This window comes from Pantoea sp. S62, from assembly GCF_016658625.1.
GTDB lineage: Bacteria > Pseudomonadota > Gammaproteobacteria > Enterobacterales > Enterobacteriaceae > Pantoea > Pantoea vagans.
In genome coordinates this window covers 306,915-329,485 of sequence record NZ_JACVVI010000003.1, presented here as the reverse complement: position 1 = coordinate 329,485, position 22,571 = coordinate 306,915, and the positions used below count along the sequence as shown (strand labels likewise).

The window sequence follows — 22,571 nt, the reverse complement described above, 5'->3', positions numbered from 1 at the left end:
CACTGCGCACTGTTACAAAAAATCTGCCTGTGCCAGGATAACGGCAACATTACAGAGATCGGGAGAGAAACATGGACGCACTGGAGTTACTGGTCAACCGACGTTCGGCTTCACGCCTGACTGAGCCGGCACCCGCGGGTGACGCACTGGAAAATATCCTGCGGGCGGGTATGCGCGCCCCGGATCACGGCACGCTGCAACCCTGGCGCTTCATCATTGTAGAAAATGAAGGGCGTGACCGGATGAGTCAGCTGCTGGAGAAGGCGGCACGCGATAGCCAGCTGGATGAAAAGGCGATTAATAAAGCAAGCCAGGCGCCGTTTCGCGCACCGATGATCATTACAGTGGTGGCACATTGCGAAGCGCACCAAAAAGTGCCGCGCTGGGAACAGATTGCCTCGGCCAGCTGTGCAGTGATGGCGATGCAGATGGCGGCGCTTGCTCAGGGGTACAACGGTATCTGGCGCAGCGGTCCCTGGACCGATGACGAGCAGGTCCGGCAGGGCTTTGGCTGCCGCGAGCAGGATGCCATCGTCGGCTTCCTTTACCTGGGTACCCCGCAACTGAAATCCAGCACTACGGTGCTCCCGCCAGACACTGCGCCTTTCGTCCGTTACTTCTGATCTGCCTGTCCGGTTCCGGCAGGGTGCATTTCAGCCCTGCCTGTTGCACGGTTCCTGTGCGAACGATCGCTAACACCGCGCGTCATGCTTACACCCGAAGCCCTGCCAGGCTAACATAGCCCGCGAGATTCAAACCGACAGCGAACAACCGGTTATCACTGTGTTCCCCTGATGTTAAGGATGTCCTGATTCAATGCGTTTGTTTATTGCGGAAAAACCGAGCCTTGGGCGTGCTATCGCAGATGTGCTGCCGAAACCGCATCGCCGCGGTGATGGCTTTATTGCCTGCGGCAACGATCAGATCGTCACCTGGTGCGTGGGACACCTTCTTGAGCAGGCGCAGCCCGACAGTTATGACAGCCGTTACGCGCGCTGGTCGCTGAACGATTTGCCGATCATTCCGGAAAAATGGCAGCTGAAACCACGTCCGTCGGTTGCGAAGCAGCTGAAAGTGGTGGAGGGTCTGCTGGCGCAGGCGAGTGAAGTGGTACATGCCGGTGACCCGGATCGGGAAGGGCAGTTGCTGGTGGATGAGGTGTTGGATTACCTGAACCTGCCCGCTGAAAAACGCAGTAAAGTGCAGCGCTGTCTGATCAACGATCTTAACCCTCAGGCAGTGGATCGCGCCGTAAATCGCCTGCGTGAGAATCGCGAGTTTATCCCGCTGTGCGTCTCTGCGCTGGCCCGCGCCCGGGCTGACTGGCTCTACGGCATCAATATGACCCGCGCCTGGACGCTGCTGGGACGCAATGCCGGCTACGATGGTGTGCTGTCAGTAGGCCGGGTACAGACACCGGTGCTGGGGCTGGTAGTGCGGCGCGATGAAGAGATCGAGAACTTCGTGCCGAAAGACTACTTCGAAGTTAAAGCGCATATCCTCACGCCTGATGGTGCCAGATTTGTTGCCAGCTGGATCCCCAGCGAAGCCTGTGAGCCGTGGCAGGATGAAGAGGGACGGCTGCTCAAACGCGCACTGGCCGATCATGTGGTGGCGCGTATCACCGGTCAGCCCGCCATCGTCACGGCCTACAGCGATAAGCGCGAAAATGACGTCGCTCCGTTGCCATTCTCCCTGTCCAGTCTGCAGATCGAGGCCGCGAAACGTTACGGACTGAGTGCCCAGACGGTCCTGGACACCTGTCAGCGGCTCTATGAAACCCACAAACTGATTACCTACCCGCGTTCAGACAGCCGCTATCTGCCGGAAGAGCATTTTGCCGGTCGTCATACGGTCTTGAAGGCGATACAGGCGCATCAGCCCCAGCTCACGCCACCAGCAGACTTTAACGCCGCTCGCAGAAATCGCTGCTGGGACGATAAAAAAGTCGATGCTCACCATGCCATTATTCCCACGGCCCGAAGCAGCGCGGTGAAGCTCAGTGAAAACGAACAGCACATTTATGAGCTGGTAGCGCGCCAGTATCTGATGCAGTTCTGCCCGGATGCGGTATTCCGTAAATGTGTCATCGATCTTGATATTGCGGGCGGAAAGTTTATGGCGAAAGCGCGCTTCCTCGCAGAGGCTGGCTGGCGTGCGCTGCTGGGCAGCAAAGAGCGGGATGAAGAGAACGACGGCATGCCGCTGCCGGTAGTGGCGAAAGGCGATGAGTTGCTGTGTGAGCGTGGCGAGGTGCTGGCGAAGCAGACTCAGCCGCCTCGACCGTTTACCGATGCCACCATTCTTTCTGCAATGACCGGCATCGCCCGTTTCGTTCAGGATAAAGAATTAAAGAAAGTGCTGCGTGCGACCGATGGTTTAGGAACGGAAGCCACACGCGCCGGCATTATCGAATTACTGTTTCGTCGTGGCTTCCTGGTGAAGAAGGGCCGTTACATCAATTCCACGGATGCCGGACGCGCCCTGATTCACTCTCTGCCCGATCTGGCAGCGCGCCCGGATATGACGGCGCAGTGGGAATCGACACTGACGCGTATCAGCGAAAAGGCCTGCCGCTATGATGAGTTTATGCAGCCGCTGGTGCAGACCTTAACCGGCCTTATCCAGCAGGCGCGGCAGCAGCCTGCGGCGCATGCATTTCGGGGATTACCGTCCACCGGACATAAACGTCCGGTGCGCAAAACCAGGCGTAAAGTGAAGGAGACGGAATGAGGCATTATTCGGTATTTCTGGTCGTGGCTCTGACGCTGGTGACCAGCGCAGTGCAGGCCAACAGTCGTTATCAGTCGATGCCACAACAGGGCAGCAACGGTGTGAACACCGATGTGGTGGTGGATATGCCGCCGGAAGCCTGGACGCAGTCAGAGAGACGCCAGCAGGACTGTCTCCGCTGCTGTATTTTTGAGAACCGCAACTACACAGAAGGCGCGGTAGTGAAATCTGAGGGTGTGCTGCTGCAGTGCGCGCGTGATGAACAGTCTCTTGGCACCAACAACCTGATCTGGAAAATAGTGAAATAGCCGTCGCGTGGCGTTCTGCCACGCGACCATTAATTAAAAGCGGAAGGTTGACCAGATGGGGGCGTGGTCAGACGGCTTCTCCATGCCCCGAATCTCATAATCAATGCCGCTCTCAACGCAGTGTGCTGCCAGATTTTTACTTGCCAGCACTAAATCAATGCGTAAGCCACGATTATCATCAAACCCTTTCGAACGATAATCGAACCAGGAGAAACGGTCCGCTATTTCCGGATTGTGCTCGCGCCAGGTATCCACCAGTCCCCAGCCCAGCAGGCGATCCATCCACTCACGCTCTTCCGGCAGGAAAGAGCATTTGCCGGTGCGCAGCCAGCGCTTGCGGCTCTCCTCACCAATACCAATATCCAGATCGGTGCTGCTGATATTCATGTCACCCATAACCAGAACCGGTTTATCGGCAGGCAAATCGTCGGTCAGCAGGCGTTGCAGATCGCGATAGAACTTCTCTTTAGCCGGGAACTTGGTGGGGTGGTCGCGACTTTCGCCCTGTGGGAAATAGCCATTGATCACTGTGATGTCGCCAATCGGGCTGGGGATTTCCGCCATGATCAGGCGGCGCTGGGACTCTTCGTCATCGCCCGGAAAGCCCCGGCTCACTGAAACGGGCTGCGCTTTGGTTAGCAACGCCACGCCGTAGTGGCCTTTCTGTCCATGATAAAAGACGTGATAGCCAAGCTTTGCCACCTCCTCCAGCGGAAACATGTCGTCGTGGACCTTGGTTTCCTGCAGACCGATCACATCGGGCTGATGCTGTTCGACAAGCGCCTGAAGCTGATGCGGGCGGGCGCGCAACCCATTGATGTTAAATGAAACAAATTTCATGAGATCGACCATTGTTCAGCGAGTAATGGGCAAAGATGGTAGCGATTTTTATTGAAGAAGTCATGGCAGAACAGGCTGAGATTGTGTGAAAGCGGGTAAGAAACGTGAGGAGGTGTAAGGCAGAACAAGGGGCTCAGATATTTTTTGGGAGTCGTGTGCGATATACAAGATGGTGGTGGGAGAAGGATTCGAACCTTCGAAGTCTGTGACGGCAGATTTACAGTCTGCTCCCTTTGGCCGCTCGGGAATCCCACCATGGCCTGAATCTTTGTCTCTTAAAGCGGGGCGCATCATACCAAATGCGATAAGGGTGTAAAGCGCCCACTGGCAAAACCGCAACTGTTTGCCCACTTTTTACACGTAGCGCTGAATCTGCAGACAATTCAGCGCCCTGGCTGATTAAAGAATAATCGTACGGTTACCGTAAACGAACACGCGTTGTCCCAGTACTTTGTACAGAGCGTTGCTCAGGACATTCTTTTCCACGTCGCGACCGGCACGCATCATCTCATCCGCGGTGTAGCTGTGATCGACGTTAATCACATCCTGCATGATGATTGGACCTTCATCGAGGTTGTCATTCACGTAGTGCGCGGTAGCACCGATGATTTTCACGCCACGCTCATAAGCCTGATGGTAAGGGCGGGCTCCGATAAAGGCGGGCAGGAAGGAGTGATGAATATTGATAATCTGGTTCGGATAACGCTGCACGAAAGCGGGCGTCAGAACGCGCATATATTTTGCCAGCACCACGTAATCGGGCTGATAGCGGTCAATCTCTTCTACCATGCGGTTATCGTGCTCTTCACGCGTCAGCCCCTCATGACTCACCAGCACAAACGGAATATCGAAACGCTCAACCAGTGAACGCAGGGTGTCGTGGTTACCCACTACCGCTGCAATTTCCATATCCAGGCCGCCAAATGCGCTCTTCATTAACAGATCGCCCAGGCAGTGTGCCTCTTTAGTCACCAGAATCACTACGCGACGGCGACCGGCACTGTGAAGTTCCCGCACGGAACCCTGCGGCAGGGCGCTGTCGAGATCGGCGAGCAGGGTATTGTCGTTAAAAATCCCTTCCAGCTCGGTGCGCATGAAAAAACGCCCGGTGCGATGATCAACAAACTCATTGTTCTGCACGATATTAAGTTCGTGCTTGTAACAAATATTGGTGATTTTGGCGATCAGACCTTTTGCATCGGGACAAATGGTTCGTAAAACTTTTCTTTGCATGGTTTGCGCTTGCATCTCAATCAGAGTCCTGTCAAAGCATTAGGGTGTAAACCGCTGGGGTAGCCGTCAGCTTAACCACAACATTTTTTGTATTTTTTGCCACTGCCGCACGGGCAGGGATCGTTACGCCCCACGGGCGGTTCTGTTCCGTCAACATAGTACCAGCGTTGATCCTCGCGAAGAAAGCGTGAACACTCATGAATGGTATGAATGTTGGTTTTCTCGCGGTATCGCGCAAAAAAGGTAACGAAAGCTTCGTTCTCATGGCTTCCATGATTACAACGGGTTACATTCAGGCTAAGCCATTCGGTGCCTGGAAAACTTTCAGATAAAAGCCCCGACAGCGCCGGATGGCGTTTCTCAGGATGCCAGGTTGCAACCAGATAGTCCGCATTATGCTGAACATAGGCGCAATAACGGGATCGCATAAGTTGCTCAGCTGTAACAGGAATCTGGTTACCCTGCAGAAAGGGCCCGCAACATACGCTATACTGCTCTCCGCTACAACATGGGCAGGTTTCTGACACATTGTCTCCCGGGAATGATGAGTCGATTTCACAAGCGCGCTATGTTAGCTGACCCCACGTTGTGACGCTACGTATTGACGGCAGGACCAGATACAAATGAGAAAGGTAAAAATTGGATTGGCTCTGGGGTCTGGAGCGGCCAAGGGATGGGCGCATATTGGCGTGATTAACGCGCTGGAACGTGCGGGCATTGAGATCGACGTTGTTGCAGGCTGCTCAGTCGGCGCACTGGTCGGGTCTGCCTATGTGAATAACCGTCTGCCGCTGATGCAGAAATGGGTGAGCGCATTTCGCTACTGGGATGTAATTCGCCTGATGGATGTCTCATGGCAGCGTGGCGGGCTATTACGCGGCGAGCGGGTATTCAGCCATGTCCGTCAGTTGATCCCGAATGATGCGATAGAGCACTGTAATAAACCCTTCGGCGTGGTGGCGACCAACCTGAGTACGGGGCGTGAGCTCTGGCTGACTGAAGGCGATCTTCATCAGGCGGTACGCGCATCCTGCAGTATGCCAGGTTTATTACCGCCGGTGGGCTACAATGGGTATTGGCTGGTGGATGGCGCCGTCGTGAACCCGGTGCCGATTTCACTGACGCGTGCCCTGGGGGCAGACATTGTTATCGCCGTTGACTTACAGCATGACGCACATTTAATGCAGCAGGATCTCTTTTCCGTTACACCTCAGAACAGTGAAGAAGAAGCCGCCGCAGCGGCATTGAGTTGGAGTGGAAAGTTGCGACAGCGCCTGGTGAATTTCACTCAGCGCCGTGCATCTCAGTCACCTGGCGCGATGGAGATTATGTCTACCTCTATCCAGGTGCTGGAGAATCGTCTTAAGCGAAACCGTATGGCAGGCGATCCGCCCGATGTTTTGATACAGCCGGTCTGTCCGCAAATTTCGACGCTGGACTTTCATCGTGCTGAAGAGGCCATTGAGGCAGGCAGGGCCGCCGTAGAGAAGAAAATGGATGAACTATTACCACTGGTCCGTGGCAGATAATCAGGTTGTTCATTCAAAACGGTGACTTCGGGCAATTCTGAAAGGCGCAACTGCGTTTTATGAACCACTATTGAATTATCTGGTACGCAGGGGGAAAGAATGGAAAAACCACTACTCGGCAAAAAGATACTCATTGTCGAAGATGAGGCTGTTTTCCGTTCGTTGCTGGACCAATTTTTGTTATCGATGGGTGCTGTGACGTTACAAGCGGAAGATGGTCTGGAAGCAATTGCACAACTACAACAGCATACTGTCGACCTGATTATCTGCGATCTGGAAATGCCCCGTATGAGTGGCATCCAGTTCGTTGAGCATATTCGTACCCGTGGCAATGTCGTGCCGATTCTGATCATCTCGGCCACTGAAAACATGTCCGATATCGCCCACGTACTGCGTCTTGGGGTGCAGGATGTGCTGCTTAAACCACTCAAAAACTTCGAACGCTTCCGTGAAGCGGTTTATGAGTGCCTTTATCCCTCAATGTTCACCTCAAAGGTGGAAGAGGATGAGCAGCTTTTCCAGGACTGGGATGCGCTGGTTCGCGATCCAAAAGCAGCCGCCAAGCTGCTCAAGCAACTCCAGCCGCCGGTGCAACAGACCATTGCTAACTGCCGGATTAACTATCGTCAGCTGACGATGGCCGAGCAGCCTGGGCTGGTACTTGATATCGCGGCACTCTCCGATAAAGATCTGGCGTTCTACTGTCTCGACGTGACGCGCGCCGGTGATAACGGCGTGCTAGCGGCGCTATTACTGCGTGCACTGTTTAATGGCCTGCTGCAGGAGCAGCTTACGGGCCAAAAACAGCGTCTGCCGGAGCTGAATGGACTACTCAGACAGGTCAATCTGCTGCTGCGCCAGGCGAACCTGAGCGGTCAGTTCCCGCTGCTGGTGGGTTACTATCATCGCGGTTTAAAAAATCTGATTCTGGTTTCGGCCGGATTAAACGCCACGCTTCATGTTCATGCCCATCAGATTCAGCTCAGTAATGGTGTCCCGCTTGGCACTATGGGCAGCACCCATCTTAATCAAATCAGTCAGCGCGCAGACAACTGGCAGTGCCACGTCTGGGGCGCGGGCGGTCGTATCCGGCTGATGCTGTCCACGGAAGAATAAGTGCAAAAAACAGTGAGATTCTGGTGCTGATCTCAGGGCCAGAGTTTAGCTTTACAGTTGGGTAATAGTCTTAATTTCGACGGTTTGGTCCCTTCCAGGATAAATCCGTTCGATACTAACTGATATACTCATTTCCGATTTTAAACCGACATATCAAGTATTAACTTGAACGGCCTATGAGAGAGGTATCTTAATGTCTGCCAATAATACCAAAGTAAAAAAAGCGGTAATCCCGGTAGCGGGTTTGGGTACGCGTATGCTCCCGGCTACCAAAGCGATTCCAAAAGAGATGTTACCGCTGGTTGATAAGCCGTTAATCCAGTATGTCGTTAACGAGTGTATCGCTGCTGGCATCAACGAAATTGTGCTGGTTACGCATTCATCAAAAAATGCCATCGAAAACCACTTTGATACCAGCTTCGAACTGGAATCAATGCTGGAAAAACGCGTTAAGCGTCAGCTGCTGGACGAAATCCAGTCTATCTGCCCGCCACACGTTACCATTATGCAGGTCCGTCAGGGCATCGCTAAAGGTCTGGGTCACGCTGTGATGTGTGCGCACCCGCTGATCGGTGATGAGCCATTTGCGGTCATCCTGCCAGACGTCATCATCGACGAATATGAATCCAACCCAACCAAAGATAACCTGGCAGAGATGCTGAGCCGTTATGAAGAGTCTGGCCGCAGCCAGATCATGGTTGAGCCGGTTGCCGATGTTACCGCGTACGGTGTTGTTGATTGCCAGGGCGCAGAACTGAACCCAGGCGACAGCGCACCTATGGTCGGTGTGGTTGAGAAGCCTAAAGCGTCAGAATCACCATCAAACCTGGCCGTTGTAGGTCGTTATGTGCTGTCTTCAGACATCTGGCCACTGCTGGCGAAAACGCCTCCAGGTGCAGGCGGCGAAGTTCAGCTGACTGACTCCATTGCTATGCTGATGGAAAAAGAGACTGTCGAAGCTTATCACCTGAAAGGCGTGAGCCATGACTGTGGTAACAAGCTGGGCTACATGCAGGCTTTCGTTGAGTACGGTGTTCGTCATCCGGTATTGGGCAAAGATTTCTCTGAATGGCTCGATGGCGCAGTTGGCAACAAAAAGTAATTCATAAACACAGGATAACTCGATGAAAGTCACTGTATTTGGTATCGGCTATGTCGGTCTGGTTCAGGCTGCGGTGTTAGCCGAAGTCGGACATGACGTTCTCTGCATTGATGTCGACGCTAATAAAGTCGAAAATCTGAAAAAAGGCATCATTCCTATTTTCGAACCAGGTTTAACGCCGCTGGTAATGTCCAATTACGAAGCGGGTCGTCTGAAGTTCAGCACTGATGCTGAGCTGGGCGTAAACCATGGTGTTATGCAGTTTATTGCAGTTGGTACACCACCGGACGAAGACGGCTCTGCCGATCTGAAATATGTGACCGCCGTAGCGCGCACCATTGCGCAGCATATGAACGATCACAAAGTGGTTATCGACAAATCAACCGTTCCGGTTGGCACAGCAGACAAAGTTCGTGCAGTAATGACGGAAGCGCTGAAAGCGCGTGACGCCAACATCACCTTCGATGTGGTATCAAACCCGGAATTCCTGAAAGAGGGTGCAGCAGTTAATGACTGTATGCGTCCGGAGCGTATTGTTGTCGGTACTGACAACGACGACGTGGTCGAACTGTTACGCGAGCTCTATGAGCCGTTTAACCGTAACCACGATCGCATGATCATGATGGATATCCGCAGCGCAGAGCTGACCAAGTATGCCGCAAACTGCATGCTGGCCACCAAAATCAGCTTTATGAACGAGATGTCTAACCTGGCTGAACGTTTAGGCGCGGATATTGAGAAAGTACGCCAGGGTATCGGTTCTGATCCCCGCATTGGCTACCACTTTATCTATCCTGGCTGTGGCTACGGCGGCTCCTGCTTCCCGAAAGATGTGCAGGCGTTAATCCGTACCGCTGAGTCCATTGGCTATCAGCCACGTCTGTTGCAGGCGGTGGAAGATGTGAATGACAACCAGAAAAACAAGCTGCCTACCTTCATTAAGCGTCATTTTGGTGACGATCTGAAAGGTAAAACGTTTGCACTCTGGGGCCTGTCATTCAAGCCGAACACTGACGACATGCGTGAAGCCTCCAGCCGTGTGCTGATGGAAACACTGTGGGAAGCGGGTGCATCTGTTCAGGCGTTTGACCCTGAAGCGATGGATGAAGCGCAGCGCATCTATGGTCACCGCAGCGATCTGAAGCTGATGGGTACCAAAGAAGCCGCACTGCAGGGCGCAGACGGTCTGGTCATCTGTACGGAGTGGCAAAACTTCCGTGCGCCTGACTTCGACGTTATCAAAAATGCACTGAAAGAAGCCGTGATTTTTGATGGTCGTAACCTGTATGATCCAGAGCGTATCAGCAAACGCGGTTTCGTTTATTATGCAATCGGCCGCGGAGCGTCTATTCAAACTGCATAATTAACGAGGGATTTATGAACTTTCTGGTCACCGGTGCCGCAGGCTTTATTGGTTTTCATGTCAGTCAGCGTCTGCTGGCCGCCGGTCACCAGGTTGTCGGTATCGACAACCTGAATGATTATTACGACGTAAATCTCAAGCATGCCCGTCTCGATTTAATTAAAGCTGATTCTGGTTTTACATTTATTGAGATGGATCTGGCGGACCGTGACGCAATTGCGTCACTGTTCGACCAGAACACATTCCAGCGCGTTATTCACCTTGGCGCTCAGGCTGGCGTCAGGTACTCCATTGAAAACCCCCATGCCTACGCAGACTCAAATCTGAGCGGTCACCTCAATATTCTTGAAGGCTGCCGTCATCATAAAATTGAACATCTGCTCTACGCTTCATCAAGTTCAGTTTATGGCCTGAATCGCAAAATGCCGTTCTCAACCGAAGACAGCGTTGATCACCCGGTTTCTTTATATGCGGCGACCAAAAAAGCTAATGAGTTAATGTCGCACACTTACTCACATCTTTATCAGTTGCCGACGACCGGACTGCGCTTCTTTACCGTTTACGGTCCATGGGGCCGTCCCGATATGGCACTCTTTAAGTTCACCCGGGCAATGATTGCGGGTGAAGCGATAGATGTTTATAACCAGGGCCAGATGAAACGCGACTTTACCTATATTGACGATATTGCTGAAGCGATTGTCCGCCTGCAGGATGTTATTCCGCAACAGGATGATAACTGGACCGTTGAAACCGGTTCACCCGCAACCAGCTCTGCGCCTTATCGGGTCTACAATATTGGTAACAGTCAGCCGGTTACGTTGATGAACTATATCGAAGCGATTGAGAAAGCCCTGGGGATTACGGCGAAGAAAAATCTGATGCCAATGCAGCCCGGCGACGTACTGGAAACCAGTGCGGATACCGAAGCGCTGTATAAGGCCATTGGTTTTAAACCGCAGACCGGGGTCGAAGAGGGCGTTAAAAACTTCGTTGACTGGTATCGCGATTTCTACCGCGTCTGATTAACAGAAAAAGGAAGCTTCGGCTTCCTTTTTATTGGTTATCAGGCTAACGCTTAAGCGGCGAAGCCGTATGCATTACAGTAAAAAATCGTCCAGTGATTTACCCTGTTCTTCCAGCGCTTTTTTAATCACGGCCGGTGTCCGTCCCTGACCTGTCCAGGTTCTGGACTCGCCTTTTTCATCAGTATAACCATATTTGGCCGGACGCACTGAGCGTTTACCTTTTGCCGCAGCGCGGGGAGTGGCGGTCAGCGTGTTAATCAGTTCATTAGGGTCGATTCCATCCGCCAGCAGCATTTCACGATACTGATTAAGCTTACGCGTGCGTTCTTCATTTTCTGCCTGAAAATGTGACTCTTCTTCGCGGCGTTCTTTTACCACCACGTCCAGTTTTTCCAGCATCTCTTCCAGTGTTTCGACGGAATACTCTCTGGCCTGGGCGCGCAGCGTACGGATATTATTAAGAACTTTTAGTGCTTCGCTCATTGTCCTGGTCTCTGAATAAGGGAAAAGTTGTGTTGCCCGCTAATAGTAGTGGTGACATTAAATAACTTCAATCTTAAAAAAATATTCAGAACGATAATTGCCAGAGTAATTAAAATAATCACCCTCAAAATTCCACGGTAATGGCAAATAAAAAATAGTTTCCGCGGGTCTGATATGCAATAAATTTAATGTATTTAGCCTGGTAACAAAAATGTCATTCCTTTTGTTGCGGGTAAAATAAGCAAAACTTATCCAGCGTGAAGTGTACATAACCGGCACCCTGTGAAGCACGAAGTGGAATAATCACTCAGCCGTTACGCTTTAATTACCGCTACAGCGCAACGTATTACCTGCACTTTGTGATAATATGCGCTCCATTCCGTTAAGTCCTGATGAAGATACGCTCCTATGGCTCAACTCTATTTTTATTACTCTGCTATGAATGCAGGGAAATCGACGGCACTGCTGCAATCCTCCTATAACTATCAGGAGCGCGGCATGCGTTCGCTGGTCTATACCGCTGAGATCGATAACCGGTTCGGTGCCGGGCAGGTGAGTTCCCGTATCGGACTCTCGTCGCCGGCCATGCTCTACAATGCTGAAACCGCACTCTACAGCGACATTGCCGCCGAACATGCTGCGCAGCCAATCCACTGCGTGCTGGTTGATGAGAGTCAGTTCCTGACCCGGGAGCAGGTTAAAGCGCTCTCTGATGTCGTAGACGATCTGGATATTCCGGTGCTCTGCTATGGCCTGAGAACCGATTTTCGTGGTGAACTGTTTGTGGGCAGTCAGTATCTGCTGGCATGGGCAGATAAGCTGGTTGAACTGAAAACCATTTGTCACTGTGGCCGCAAGGCAAGCATGGTGCTGCGACTGGATAGCGAAGGTAAACCTTTCAGTGAAGGCGAGCAGGTGGTCATTGGCGGTAATGAACGCTATATCTCTGTCTGCCGTAAGCATTATAAACAGGCGATAGAGCAGGGATCGTTACAGGCGATTCACGGCGCACAGACTCCGCTGAATTAACCGCGTCATTCAGGCAATAAAAAACCCGCCGAGGCGGGTTTTTTTATCACATAGTCAGAAGCGGTCTATCAGACTTTTTTCACTTTCTTATCAACTTTCACGCCTTTTACCGGCTGCTCAGCTACGGCTTCGGCGACACTTGAGAACGGTTCGACAAATTCACGTCCGTAGTAGGTATCGAGCATAATCTGTTTCAGCTCAGCAATCAGCGGATAGCGTGGGTTCGCGCCAGTACACTGGTCATCGAACGCATCATCGGCCAGTTTGTCGACTTTCGCCAGGAAGTCCGCTTCCTGCACACCGGCTTCGCGGATTGAGGTCGGAATACCGAGTTCAGTTTTGATCTCGTCCAGCCATGCCAGTAGCTTCTCAATTTTCTGCGCGGTGCGGTCGCCCGGTGCGCTCAGACCTAAGTGGTCAGCAATCTCAGCGTAACGACGGCGCGCCTGTGGACGATCATACTGGCTGAACGCGGTCTGTTTGGTCGGGTTGTCATTCGCGTTGTAGCGAATAACGTTCGAGATTAACAGGGCATTCGCCAGACCGTGTGGGATATGGAATTCTGAACCCAGTTTGTGTGCCATTGAGTGACAGACCCCGAGGAAGGCGTTGGCAAACGCAATACCGGCGATAGTCGCGGCATTGTGAACGCGTTCACGCGCCACCGGGTTTTTAGCACCTTCGGCATAGCTGGCCGGCAGGTTCTCTTTCAGCAGTTTCAGTGCCTGCAGCGCCTGACCATCAGAGTATTCATTTGCCAGCACGGAAACATAGGCTTCCAGCGCGTGGGTTACCGCATCCAGACCACCGAAGGCGCAGAGTGAACGCGGCATATCCATCACCAGGTTGGCATCAACAATCGCCATATCCGGCGTCAATGCATAGTCAGCCAGAGGATATTTCTGACCGGTCGCATCATCGGTTACCACAGCGAACGGTGTGACTTCTGAACCGGTACCTGAGGTTGTCGTAATGGCAACCATGCGTGCTTTGACGCCCATTTTCGGGAACTTGTAGATACGTTTACGGATGTCCATGAAACGTAAGGCCAGCTCTTCGAAGTGGGTTTCCGGATGTTCGTACATCACCCACATGATTTTCGCGGCATCCATTGGGGAACCGCCGCCCAGCGCAATGATGACGTCAGGTTTAAAGCTGTTCATCTGCTCTGCACCTTTGCGTACGATGCTCAGCGTTGGGTCAGCTTCAACTTCGAAGAATACTTCAGTCTCGATGCCGTGTGATTTCAGCACGCGGGTCACCTGGTCAGCATAACCGTTATTGAACAGGAAGCGGTCAGTGACGATAAAGGCACGTTTCGCGCCGTCCGTTGCCACTTCTTCCAGCGCAATTGGCAGTGAACCCCGACGGAAGTAGATGGATTTAGGAAGTTTATGCCACAACATATTCTCAGCTCGCTTGGCGACAGTTTTGGTATTGATCAGGTGTTTTGGACCGACGTTCTCTGAAATAGAGTTACCGCCCCAGGAACCACAACCCAGCGTCAGAGACGGCGCCAGTTTAAAGTTGTAGAGGTCACCGATACCGCCCTGAGAGGCAGGGGTGTTGATCAGAATACGCGCGGTTTTCATTTTGTCGCCGAAGTAGTGCACGCGCTCAGTCTGGTTATCCTGGTCGGTGTAAAGGCAGGAGGTGTGACCGATACCGCCCATGGCGACCAGTTTCTCCGCTTTATCTACGGCATCCTGGAAATCTTTTGCCCGATACATCGCGAGGGTAGGTGAGAGTTTTTCGTGGGCGAATGGCTCAGACTCATCCACCAGTTTTACCTCACCAATCAGGATCTTAGTGCTCGGTGGCACGCTGAGACCCGCCATCTCTGCAATTTTGAAGGCAGGCTGACCCACGATGGCCGCATTCAGGCCGCCATTTTTCAGGATGATATTCTGTACAGCGCTCAGTTCAGCACCCTGCAGCATGTAGCCGCCATGGCTGGCGAAACGTTCACGCACGGCGTCATAAACTGAATCAACCACAATGACAGATTGTTCAGAGGCGCAGATCACCCCATTATCAAAGGTTTTCGACATCAGAATGGAGGCAACGGCACGCTTCACATCGGCAGTTTCATCGATCACTACCGGCGTGTTACCGGCACCGACACCAATCGCCGGTTTACCGGAACTGTATGCCGCTTTCACCATGCCCGGACCGCCGGTGGCGAGAATCAGGTTGATGTCAGGGTGATGCATCAGCTGGTTTGACAGTTCAACAGACGGGGCATCGATCCAGCCGATAATGTCTTTAGGCGCACCGGCAGCAATGGCGGCCTGCAAGACGATATCGGCAGCTTTGTTTGTTGCGTCTTTGGCGCGTGGGTGGGGCGAAAAGATAATGCCGTTACGGGTTTTAAGACTGATTAACGCTTTGAAGATGGCGGTTGAGGTTGGGTTGGTGGTCGGGACGATACCGCAAATCAGGCCAATCGGCTCGGCGATGGTAATGGTACCGAACGTATCATCAGTGGCTAACACGCCACAGGTCTTTTCATCTTTATAGGCGTTGTAGATATACTCAGAAGCAAAGTGGTTTTTAATGACTTTGTCTTCGACGATGCCCATACCGGATTCGGCAACGGCCATCTTAGCTAGCGGGATTCGGGCGTCTGCGGCGGCAAGGGCGGCGGCACGAAAGATGGCGTCGACCTGTTGTTGAGAAAAGTTGGCATATTCACGCTGGGCTTTTTTTACACGTTCGACCAGTGCATTGAGTTCAGCGACATTGGTTACGGCCATGGTGTTCTCCTGAAGGAAGTTAATCTTTTTTAGTAAACAATCCTGCGTCCTGAGTATAGTCACGCGGAAATAACGTGACTGGCTGGCAGGTAAAGCGTGGATTTTCAACTGTTTACTGAACGAGTCTTCTGCTGGCGTTAACGAGCTTTCTTACGCTGACGCTTATACTTCCGTTAAGAAAAGATTACCTGGTTTGGGGTAGGTTAATTTTGATGCAGATCAATTTAAGCGCAAGCTGACACCTTTCAGCACCCCTTTTTACTGCTTTTCTGTTAAGCCGGTCTGCTCCTGCGCTTAGACCTTATGGTAGTGGCTAAATCCAGCCACTTTTTAATCTCTGGCGGAAAGCGCTAAATGCTTTGCTGTTTATCAGGATAAATAGCCAGGCGCACATCTGGCGTATCTGCACGTTTTCACATACATTAGGCGCGTTTTCCCCCTGTGGTACGGAGTAATGTTGTGAATCCAGCGCTGTTAGATCTATCAGGCTATATAAAATTTTTTGTCGGGCTCTTTGCGCTGGTCAATCCGGTAGGCATTATTCCGGTGTTCATCAGCATGACGCGTTATCAGGGGGTGGCGGAGCGTAACAAAACCAACCTTACGGCTAATCTGGCCGTTGCCATTATTCTCTGGACGTCACTTTTCCTCGGCGATGCGATTTTGCGTGTGTTTGGCATTTCGATTGACTCGTTCCGTATTGCGGGCGGCATTCTGGTTGTCACCATTGCGATGTCGATGATCAGCGGCAAGCTGGGCGAGGATAAGCAGAATAAACAGGAGAAGTCAGAAACCGCGATTCGTGAAAGCGTGGGTGTAGTACCTCTGGCATTTCCACTGATGGCGGGACCAGGGGCTATCAGCTCGACCATCGTCTGGAGTACCCGCTATCACAGCTGGATAAATCTGCTGGGATTCACGCTGGCGATTGCCATTTTTGCGTTCTGCTGCTGGCTATTGTTCCGGGCTGCGCCATTAATGGTGCGGATTCTTGGGCAAACCGGTATTAACGTCATTACCCGAATTATGGGGCTGTTACTGATGGCGCTGGGCATTGAATTTGTCGTAACCGGTATGAAGTCGATTTTCCCCGGCTTACTAAACTAAATACTCACTTATTTCATGCAGCGAAGCGAAAGGGTGACCTGAAGTGGTGCAGTAAAGCGTTTTATTGCACCATAACAATGCAGTTATTCATCCTGCTTAATAAAAACAGAGGATTATAAATTCCATTACTGCGGGGTTGCTCACAGACTTTTTTTTGCAAAATAATGTCACTATTTTCACACGACAATCTGCTATCTGATCTCCACTTAACCCGATAAATCCCCATGGTTTAGTGCTCAGCCTGAATTTCATCACGTCCTTGCCGTTTTTATCAATACAAATACCAAAACAGACGCTTTTTGTGGCTCCATAACGCCCTGGAAGCAGGTTTCCAGCTAAATAGCCTATTTTTCATATCGATATAATATTTTCAGGACGAAAATTAACACTTTCGCTGCCTGACATCTCATGATAAAAGAGAATTAGTTAACATTTTAGCTATTTTGTTTTGGCGCCCCTTCGCGGCTTCTGATAATTTTTGGCCCAGCGTAAATTTTTTCTCCGAAAGTCCAAAGTGAGAACGCTTTTTGCTTAAGCCTATCGGGATACTTAATTAAAGGTTGGCGTTTCGCATGATTGGGATGAAAAACTTGCAACAACAGCGGTCAGCAATCGCACTCTTTTTGTTCACGGCTTTTTCTCCGGCTTACGCCGCCACGGTTCCGCCTGGAATGGTTCTGGCGGCGCAACAGCAAATAGTGATCAATAACGGAAGCGAAGTCTCCTCACTGGATCCGCATAAAACCGAAGGCGTGCCTGAATCCAATCTTATTTATAACCTGCTGGATGGCCTGGTAAACACCGATAACTTTGGTCAGGTTGTGCCGGGCGTCGCCAAAAGCTGGGAAAATCCGCAACCTACCGTCTGGATTTTTAATCTGCGTGATGATGCGAAGTGGAGCAATGGTGAGCCGGTGACCGCCGCTGATTTCGTCTATAGCTGGCGTCGGCTGGTGGACCCGAAAACCGCGTCGCCTTACTCCAGCTATCCGCAGGCTGCCCATTTTGCCAATATCGATGCCATCCTGGCCGGTAAAGCCCCACCCGATCAGCTGGGCGTCAAAGCGCTGGATGCTCATCGCCTGCAGATTACCCTGAGCGAACCGGTCCCTTACCTGGTAGCGATGTTAGCGCACACGGCGATGAAACCGGTTTATGCGCCAGCTATTAAGCAGTGGGGCGACGCCTGGACCCGTCCCGATCACTACATCGGTAATGGTGCCTATACGCTGAGCGACTGGGTGGTGAATGAAAAAATCGTCGTGAAGCGTAATCCCCATTACTGGGATAATGCGCATACGGTAATTGAGCAGGGGACCTTCCTGCCGATCGCCTCTGAAAACAGTGATATCAATCGCTACCGCAGCGGCGGAATGGACATGACCAACAGTGCGGTGCCGCCGGAGATGTTTGGCAAGCTGCGCAAAGAGCTGGGCGATGAAGTAAAGGTCAGCCCGCTGCTCTGCACCTTCTACTACGAAATTAACAACAAAAAAGCGCCGTTCACCGATGCACGAGTGCGCGCCGCGCTGAAAATGACCCTCGATCGCGAGGTGATAGCTAATAAGATCATGGCTCAGGGGCAGATTCCGGCCTATAGCCTCACGCCACCCTTTACGGCGGGTATTAAGCTATCCCCGCCTGAATGGTTCACCTGGACACAGGCGCAGCGTAATGAGGCGGCGAAAAAGCTGCTGGCAGAGGCGGGCTTTGATGCCAGCCATCCGCTGACCTTTAAGCTGCTCTATAACACCTCTGATCAGAACAAACGCCAGGCAATTGCGGCCGCATCGATGTGGCAGAAAAATCTGGGCGCGAAGGTGACGCTGCAGAATCAGGAGTGGAAAACCATGCTGGAGACCCGTCATCAGGCCCAGTATGACGTGGTGCGTGCCACCTGGTGTGCCGATTACAACGAGCCCTCCACCTTCCTGAATATGCTGATCAGTAACGCCTCGATCAACACCGCATTTTACAGCAGCGCGACCTTTGATCGCCTGATGGCGGAGACGCTGACGGCGGGCAGCGAGGCGCAGCGCGCCGGCCTGTATCAGCAGGCTGAAACACAACTCGACAAAGACTCACCAATTGTGCCAGTTTACTACCGCGTAAGTGTGCGCCTGGTAAAGCCCTGGGTTGGCGGCTTTACGGGCAAAGACCCGCAGGACATGACAGACCTGAAGTACTATTTCATCAAACAACACTGATCTGATCGCCGCTTCGGCGAGACAGTCGGGACACGCATCAGCGTACAGACCATTTTGGGGTCAATCTCCCTGGGAACAGGCCAGGGAGCCCGGAGACGGGGGACGCCGGAGCAGAGCATCGCCACGGTGACGATAATAAAACTGGAGTGTAATAATGAACAACATCACGAAAAAAAGCCTGATTGCAGCGGGCGTTTTCGCCGCAGTGAGTGCCCTGGCAGGGAATGCGGCTTTCGCAGCAACCGTGCCTGCGGGCGTTGAGCTGGCTGCAAAACAGGAGCTGGTTCGCGGTAATGGCGATGAAGTCCAGTCGCTCGATCCGCACAAAATTGAAGGCGTGCCGGAAGACAACGTGGCGCGCGACCTTTACGAAGGTCTGCTGGTCAATGACAGCAACGGTAAACCGATCCCGGGCGTAGCGGAAAGTTACGAAAACAAAGATTTCAAAGTGTGGACGTTCCACTTACGTAAAAATGCCAAATGGTCCAATGGCGAGCCGGTGACCGCGCAGGACTTCGTCTACAGCTGGGAGCGTCTGGTCGATCCTAAAACGGCGTCCCCGTACGCCAGCTATCCGCAGTATGGTCATATCCTGAACGTCGATGACATCATCGCCGGGAAAAAACCGATTACCGATCTGGGCGTAAAAGCCATTGATGACCACACGCTGGAAGTCACCCTGAGCGAGCCGGTTCCCTATTTTGATAAGCTGCTGATTAACTCCGTCATGTCACCGGTTTATAAACCGGCAATTGAGAAGTTTGGCGAGCAGTGGACCCAGCCACAGAACTGGGTCGGCAACGGTGCCTTTAAACTGGACGCGCACGTGATTAACGAGCGCATCACCCTGGTCCGTAACCCGAACTACTGGGATAACGCACACACCGTGCTGAACAAGGTCACCTACCTGCCAATCAGTTCTGAAGTCAGTGACGTTAACCGTTACTTCTCTGAGAACGGCAGCGACATGACCTACAACAATCTGCCGATTGAGCTGTTTAAAAAGCTGCAGCGTGACAATGGTAAAGAGCTGCACGTCGATCCTTACCTCTGCACCTACTACTACGAAATAAACAACCAGAAAGCGCCATTCACCGATCCCCGCGTGCGCGCGGCCCTGAAGCTGGGTCTGGATCGTGACATCATGGTGAATAAAGTGCTGGCGCAGGGCCAGAAACCGGCTTACAGCTACACGCCGCCATCCACTGACGGCATGGACATTCTGCCGCCAGACTGGTTCACATGGTCGCAGGACAAACGTAACGCCGAAGCGAAAAAACTGCTGGCTGAAGCGGGCTACACCGCCGACAAACCGCTGACCTTTAACCTGCTGTATAACACCTCCGATCTGCACAAGAAGCTGGCGATTGCCGCCTCGTCGATCTGGAAGAAAAATATCGGCGTGAACATCAAGCTGGAAAACCAGGAGTGGAAAACATTCCTGGATACCCGTCATCAGGGTAACTTCGATGTGTCGCGTGCGGCATGGTGTGCGGACTACAACGAACCGACCTCCTTCCTGAACACCATGGTGTCCAACAGCAGCAGTAACACCGCACACTATAAGAGCGATGCGTTTGACAAAGTGGTGCGTGATGCGATCAAAGCGCCGGATGCCAAAGCCCGTGCAGCAGACTATCAGAAGGCTGAACAGATCCTGGATAAAGACAGCACCATCGTACCGGTTTACTACTACGTGAATACGCGTCTGGTGAAACCTTATGTCGGCGGTTACACCGGTAAAGATCCCCTGGATAAAACGCTGTCTAAAGACTTCTACATCATTAAACACTAATAGCATTCAGGCTATCAGCAGTGGCGGCGCGTCTGGCGCCGCCTTTTTTAATTTTTTATATGTTGTGAAGCAACAGCCTGGTAGGTACGGCAATGTTAAAATTCATCCTGCGTCGCTTGCTTGAAGCGCTACCGACGCTGTTCGTCCTGATTACCATCTCCTTCTTTATGATGCGCCTGGCCCCCGGTAGTCCTTTTACCGGCGAGCGTACGCTGGCACCCGAAGTCATGGCCAACATTGAGGCGAAGTACCACCTCAACGATCCCATTGGTAAGCAGTATGTCGATTACCTTGTGCAGCTGGCGCACGGCGATTTCGGCCCGTCGTTTAAGTACAAAGACTATTCGGTCAACTATCTGGTCGCACATGCGTTCCCGGTTTCTGCCAAACTCGGCCTGGCCGCGTTCCTGCTGGCGATAGTGCTGGGCGTAACCGCTGGCGTCATCGCCGCGCTCAAACAAAATACGTTGTGGGACTTCGCGGTGATGGGGGTGGCAATGACCGGCGTGGTCATACCCAGTTTCGTGGTCGCGCCGCTGCTGGTCCTGCTGTTCGCCATCAGCCTGAAATGGCTGCCGGGCGGCGGCTGGAATGGCGGGCAGTGGAACTACATGCTGCTGCCGATGGTGGCGCTGTCGCTGGCGTATATCGCCAGTATCGCGCGTATTACCCGCGGGTCGATGATTGAAGTGATGCACTCCAACTTTATCCGTACCGCGCGTGCCAAAGGCCTGCCGCTGCACCGCATTGTGCTGCGTCATGCGCTGAAGCCAGCATTGCTGCCGGTGATCTCCTACATGGGCCCGGCGTTTGTCGGCATCATCACCGGTTCGATGGTGATTGAGTCGATCTACGGTCTGCCGGGCATCGGTCAGCTGTTTGTGAACGGTGCGCTGAACCGTGACTACTCACTGGTGATGAGCCTGACCATTCTGGTCGGTTTGCTGACCATTGTCTTCAACGCGATTGTTGACGTGCTCTATGCCGTTATCGATCCAAAAATTCGTTACTGATAGCGGAGTTCGCCATGATGTTAAGTAAGAAAAACAGCGAAGCTCTTGATGCGTTCAGTGAGAAGCTGGAAGTAGAAGGGCGCAGTCTCTGGCAGGACGCGCGTCGTCGTTTTATTCATAACCGTGCTGCCTCAATCAGCCTGCTGGTACTGTTACTGATTACCCTGTTCGTGATTTTTGCGCCGATGCTGGCGCAGTTCACCTACGACGATACCGACTGGGCCATGATGTCCTCGCCGCCGGATACCACTTCCGGCCATTGGTTCGGCACTGACTCATCGGGTCGTGACCTGCTGGTGCGCGTGGCGATTGGTGGTCGCATCTCGCTGATGGTGGGTGTGGCCTCTGCGCTGATCGCGGTGATCGTGGGCACGCTTTACGGTTCGATTGCTGGCTATCTCGGCGGCAAAACGGACTCGGTGATGATGCGTATTCTGGAAATTCTCAACTCCTTCCCGTTTATGTTCTTCGTGATCCTGCTGGTGACCTTCTTTGGTCGCAACATCCTGCTGATTTTTGCCGCTATCGGCATGGTTTCGTGGCTGGATATGGCGCGTATTGTGCGCGGCCAGACGCTGAGCCTGAAGCGTAAAGAGTTTATCGAAGCGGCCCATGTCGGCGGGGTATCAACCTGGAAAATCGTGGTGCGCCATATCGTGCCGAACGTGCTGGGCGTAGTGGTGGTTTACGCCTCGCTGCTGGTGCCAAGCATGATCCTGTTTGAATCCTTCCTGAGCTTCCTGGGTCTGGGTACGCAGGAGCCTTTAAGCAGCTGGGGCGCACTGCTCAGCGACGGCGCCAACTCGATGGAGGTGTCGCCGTGGCTGCTGCTCTGGCCGGCGGGCTTCCTGGTGGTGACGCTGTTCTGTTTCAATTTTATCGGCGATGGCCTGCGTGATGCCCTCGACCCGAAAGATCGTTAAGGAGTTTCC

19 protein-coding genes and 1 tRNA gene are annotated in these 22,571 nt (G+C 52.6%); 14 read left to right on the top strand and 6 right to left on the bottom strand.

Annotated features, from left to right (window positions below; all coding sequences use genetic code 11):
* Nucleotides 1–71 precede the first annotated feature (71 nt).
* The 3 genes from IBT54_RS06645 (at nt 72) to IBT54_RS06635 (ending at nt 3,041) form a co-directional block, all read left to right on the top strand.
* Complete coding sequence (locus tag IBT54_RS06645; protein ID WP_201251855.1) at nt 72–623, top strand: NAD(P)H nitroreductase; 552 nt, start codon at nt 72–74, stop codon at nt 621–623.
* A gap of 193 nt (nt 624–816) precedes the next feature.
* Nucleotides 817–2,733, top strand: coding sequence for a DNA topoisomerase III (locus IBT54_RS06640; RefSeq protein ID WP_201251854.1), 1,917 nt, complete (start codon nt 817–819; stop codon nt 2,731–2,733).
* Nucleotides 2,730–3,041, top strand: coding sequence for a YnjH family protein (locus IBT54_RS06635; protein WP_003852760.1), 312 nt, complete (start codon nt 2,730–2,732; stop codon nt 3,039–3,041). The genes IBT54_RS06640 and IBT54_RS06635 overlap by 4 nt, the downstream gene beginning before the upstream one ends.
* Nucleotides 3,042–3,074: 33 nt before the next feature.
* Here the strand turns inward: IBT54_RS06635 and xthA are convergent, their stop codons facing one another.
* The 4 genes from xthA to IBT54_RS06615 all read right to left on the bottom strand — a co-directional run bounded on the left by xthA (nt 3,075) and on the right by IBT54_RS06615 (nt 5,641).
* Nucleotides 3,075–3,881, bottom strand: a complete 807-nt coding sequence (gene xthA, locus IBT54_RS06630; RefSeq protein ID WP_201251853.1) for an exodeoxyribonuclease III — start codon at nt 3,879–3,881, stop codon at nt 3,075–3,077.
* Between the two features lie 170 nt (nt 3,882–4,051).
* Nucleotides 4,052–4,136 (bottom strand) — tRNA-Tyr (locus IBT54_RS06625).
* 144 nt (nt 4,137–4,280) lie between these two features.
* On the bottom strand, nt 4,281–5,129 hold the full coding sequence (purU, locus tag IBT54_RS06620) for a formyltetrahydrofolate deformylase (protein WP_003852258.1): 849 nt from the start codon (nt 5,127–5,129) through the stop codon (nt 4,281–4,283).
* 56 nt (nt 5,130–5,185) lie between these two features.
* A complete protein-coding gene (locus IBT54_RS06615) occupies nt 5,186–5,641 on the bottom strand; it encodes a YchJ family protein (protein ID WP_071822179.1) in 456 nt (151 codons plus the stop codon).
* Nucleotides 5,642–5,737: 96 nt separating this feature from the next.
* On the opposite strand from IBT54_RS06615, the gene rssA reads away from it, so the two are divergent.
* The 5 genes from rssA (at nt 5,738) to IBT54_RS06590 (ending at nt 11,246) form a co-directional block, all read left to right on the top strand.
* Nucleotides 5,738–6,643, top strand: coding sequence for a patatin-like phospholipase RssA (gene rssA / locus IBT54_RS06610; RefSeq protein ID WP_013358054.1), 906 nt, complete (start codon nt 5,738–5,740; stop codon nt 6,641–6,643).
* Between the two features lie 99 nt (nt 6,644–6,742).
* Nucleotides 6,743–7,759, top strand: coding sequence for a two-component system response regulator RssB (gene rssB, locus IBT54_RS06605; RefSeq protein WP_013358053.1), 1,017 nt, complete (start codon nt 6,743–6,745; stop codon nt 7,757–7,759).
* Between the two features lie 193 nt (nt 7,760–7,952).
* On the top strand, nt 7,953–8,861 hold the full coding sequence (gene galU, locus IBT54_RS06600) for a UTP--glucose-1-phosphate uridylyltransferase GalU (protein ID WP_013358052.1): 909 nt from the start codon (nt 7,953–7,955) through the stop codon (nt 8,859–8,861).
* 22 nt (nt 8,862–8,883) lie between these two features.
* Nucleotides 8,884–10,224, top strand: coding sequence for a UDP-glucose/GDP-mannose dehydrogenase family protein (locus IBT54_RS06595; RefSeq protein ID WP_013358051.1), 1,341 nt, complete (start codon nt 8,884–8,886; stop codon nt 10,222–10,224).
* A 14-nt stretch (nt 10,225–10,238) separates the two neighbouring features.
* Nucleotides 10,239–11,246 (top strand): NAD-dependent epimerase, encoded by a 1,008-nt coding sequence (locus tag IBT54_RS06590; protein WP_201251852.1) that lies wholly within the window; start codon nt 10,239–10,241, stop codon nt 11,244–11,246.
* A 75-nt stretch (nt 11,247–11,321) separates the two neighbouring features.
* Here IBT54_RS06590 and hns read toward each other — a convergent pair whose 3' ends face one another.
* Nucleotides 11,322–11,732 carry a histone-like nucleoid-structuring protein H-NS gene (gene hns, locus IBT54_RS06585; protein WP_033732837.1) on the bottom strand — a complete coding sequence of 137 codons (411 nt, stop codon included), beginning with the start codon at nt 11,730–11,732 and terminating at the stop codon, nt 11,322–11,324.
* Between the two features lie 408 nt (nt 11,733–12,140).
* Here hns and tdk point away from each other — a divergent pair, with 408 nt between their 5' ends.
* Nucleotides 12,141–12,761 (top strand): thymidine kinase, encoded by a 621-nt coding sequence (gene tdk, locus IBT54_RS06580; RefSeq protein WP_033783265.1) that lies wholly within the window; start codon nt 12,141–12,143, stop codon nt 12,759–12,761.
* 68 nt (nt 12,762–12,829) lie between these two features.
* Here the strand turns inward: tdk and adhE are convergent, their stop codons facing one another.
* Nucleotides 12,830–15,517 (bottom strand): bifunctional acetaldehyde-CoA/alcohol dehydrogenase, encoded by a 2,688-nt coding sequence (adhE, locus tag IBT54_RS06575; protein ID WP_013358047.1) that lies wholly within the window; start codon nt 15,515–15,517, stop codon nt 12,830–12,832.
* Nucleotides 15,518–15,976: 459 nt separating this feature from the next.
* Here adhE and IBT54_RS06570 point away from each other — a divergent pair, with 459 nt between their 5' ends.
* The 5 genes from IBT54_RS06570 to oppC all read left to right on the top strand — a co-directional run bounded on the left by IBT54_RS06570 (nt 15,977) and on the right by oppC (nt 22,562).
* Entirely contained in the window at nt 15,977–16,624 is a 648-nt protein-coding gene (locus IBT54_RS06570; RefSeq protein WP_201251851.1) for a YchE family NAAT transporter, read from the top strand.
* 581 nt (nt 16,625–17,205) lie between these two features.
* Complete coding sequence (locus IBT54_RS06565) at nt 17,206–18,831, top strand: ABC transporter substrate-binding protein (protein WP_201251850.1); 1,626 nt, start codon at nt 17,206–17,208, stop codon at nt 18,829–18,831.
* A 154-nt stretch (nt 18,832–18,985) separates the two neighbouring features.
* Nucleotides 18,986–20,626, top strand: a complete 1,641-nt coding sequence (gene oppA, locus IBT54_RS06560) for an oligopeptide ABC transporter substrate-binding protein OppA (protein ID WP_201251849.1) — start codon at nt 18,986–18,988, stop codon at nt 20,624–20,626.
* A gap of 92 nt (nt 20,627–20,718) precedes the next feature.
* Nucleotides 20,719–21,639 (top strand): oligopeptide ABC transporter permease OppB, encoded by a 921-nt coding sequence (oppB, locus tag IBT54_RS06555; RefSeq protein ID WP_147789160.1) that lies wholly within the window; start codon nt 20,719–20,721, stop codon nt 21,637–21,639.
* 14 nt (nt 21,640–21,653) lie between these two features.
* A complete protein-coding gene (oppC, locus tag IBT54_RS06550) occupies nt 21,654–22,562 on the top strand; it encodes an oligopeptide ABC transporter permease OppC (RefSeq protein ID WP_013358041.1) in 909 nt (302 codons plus the stop codon).
* Nucleotides 22,563–22,571 lie beyond the last annotated feature (9 nt).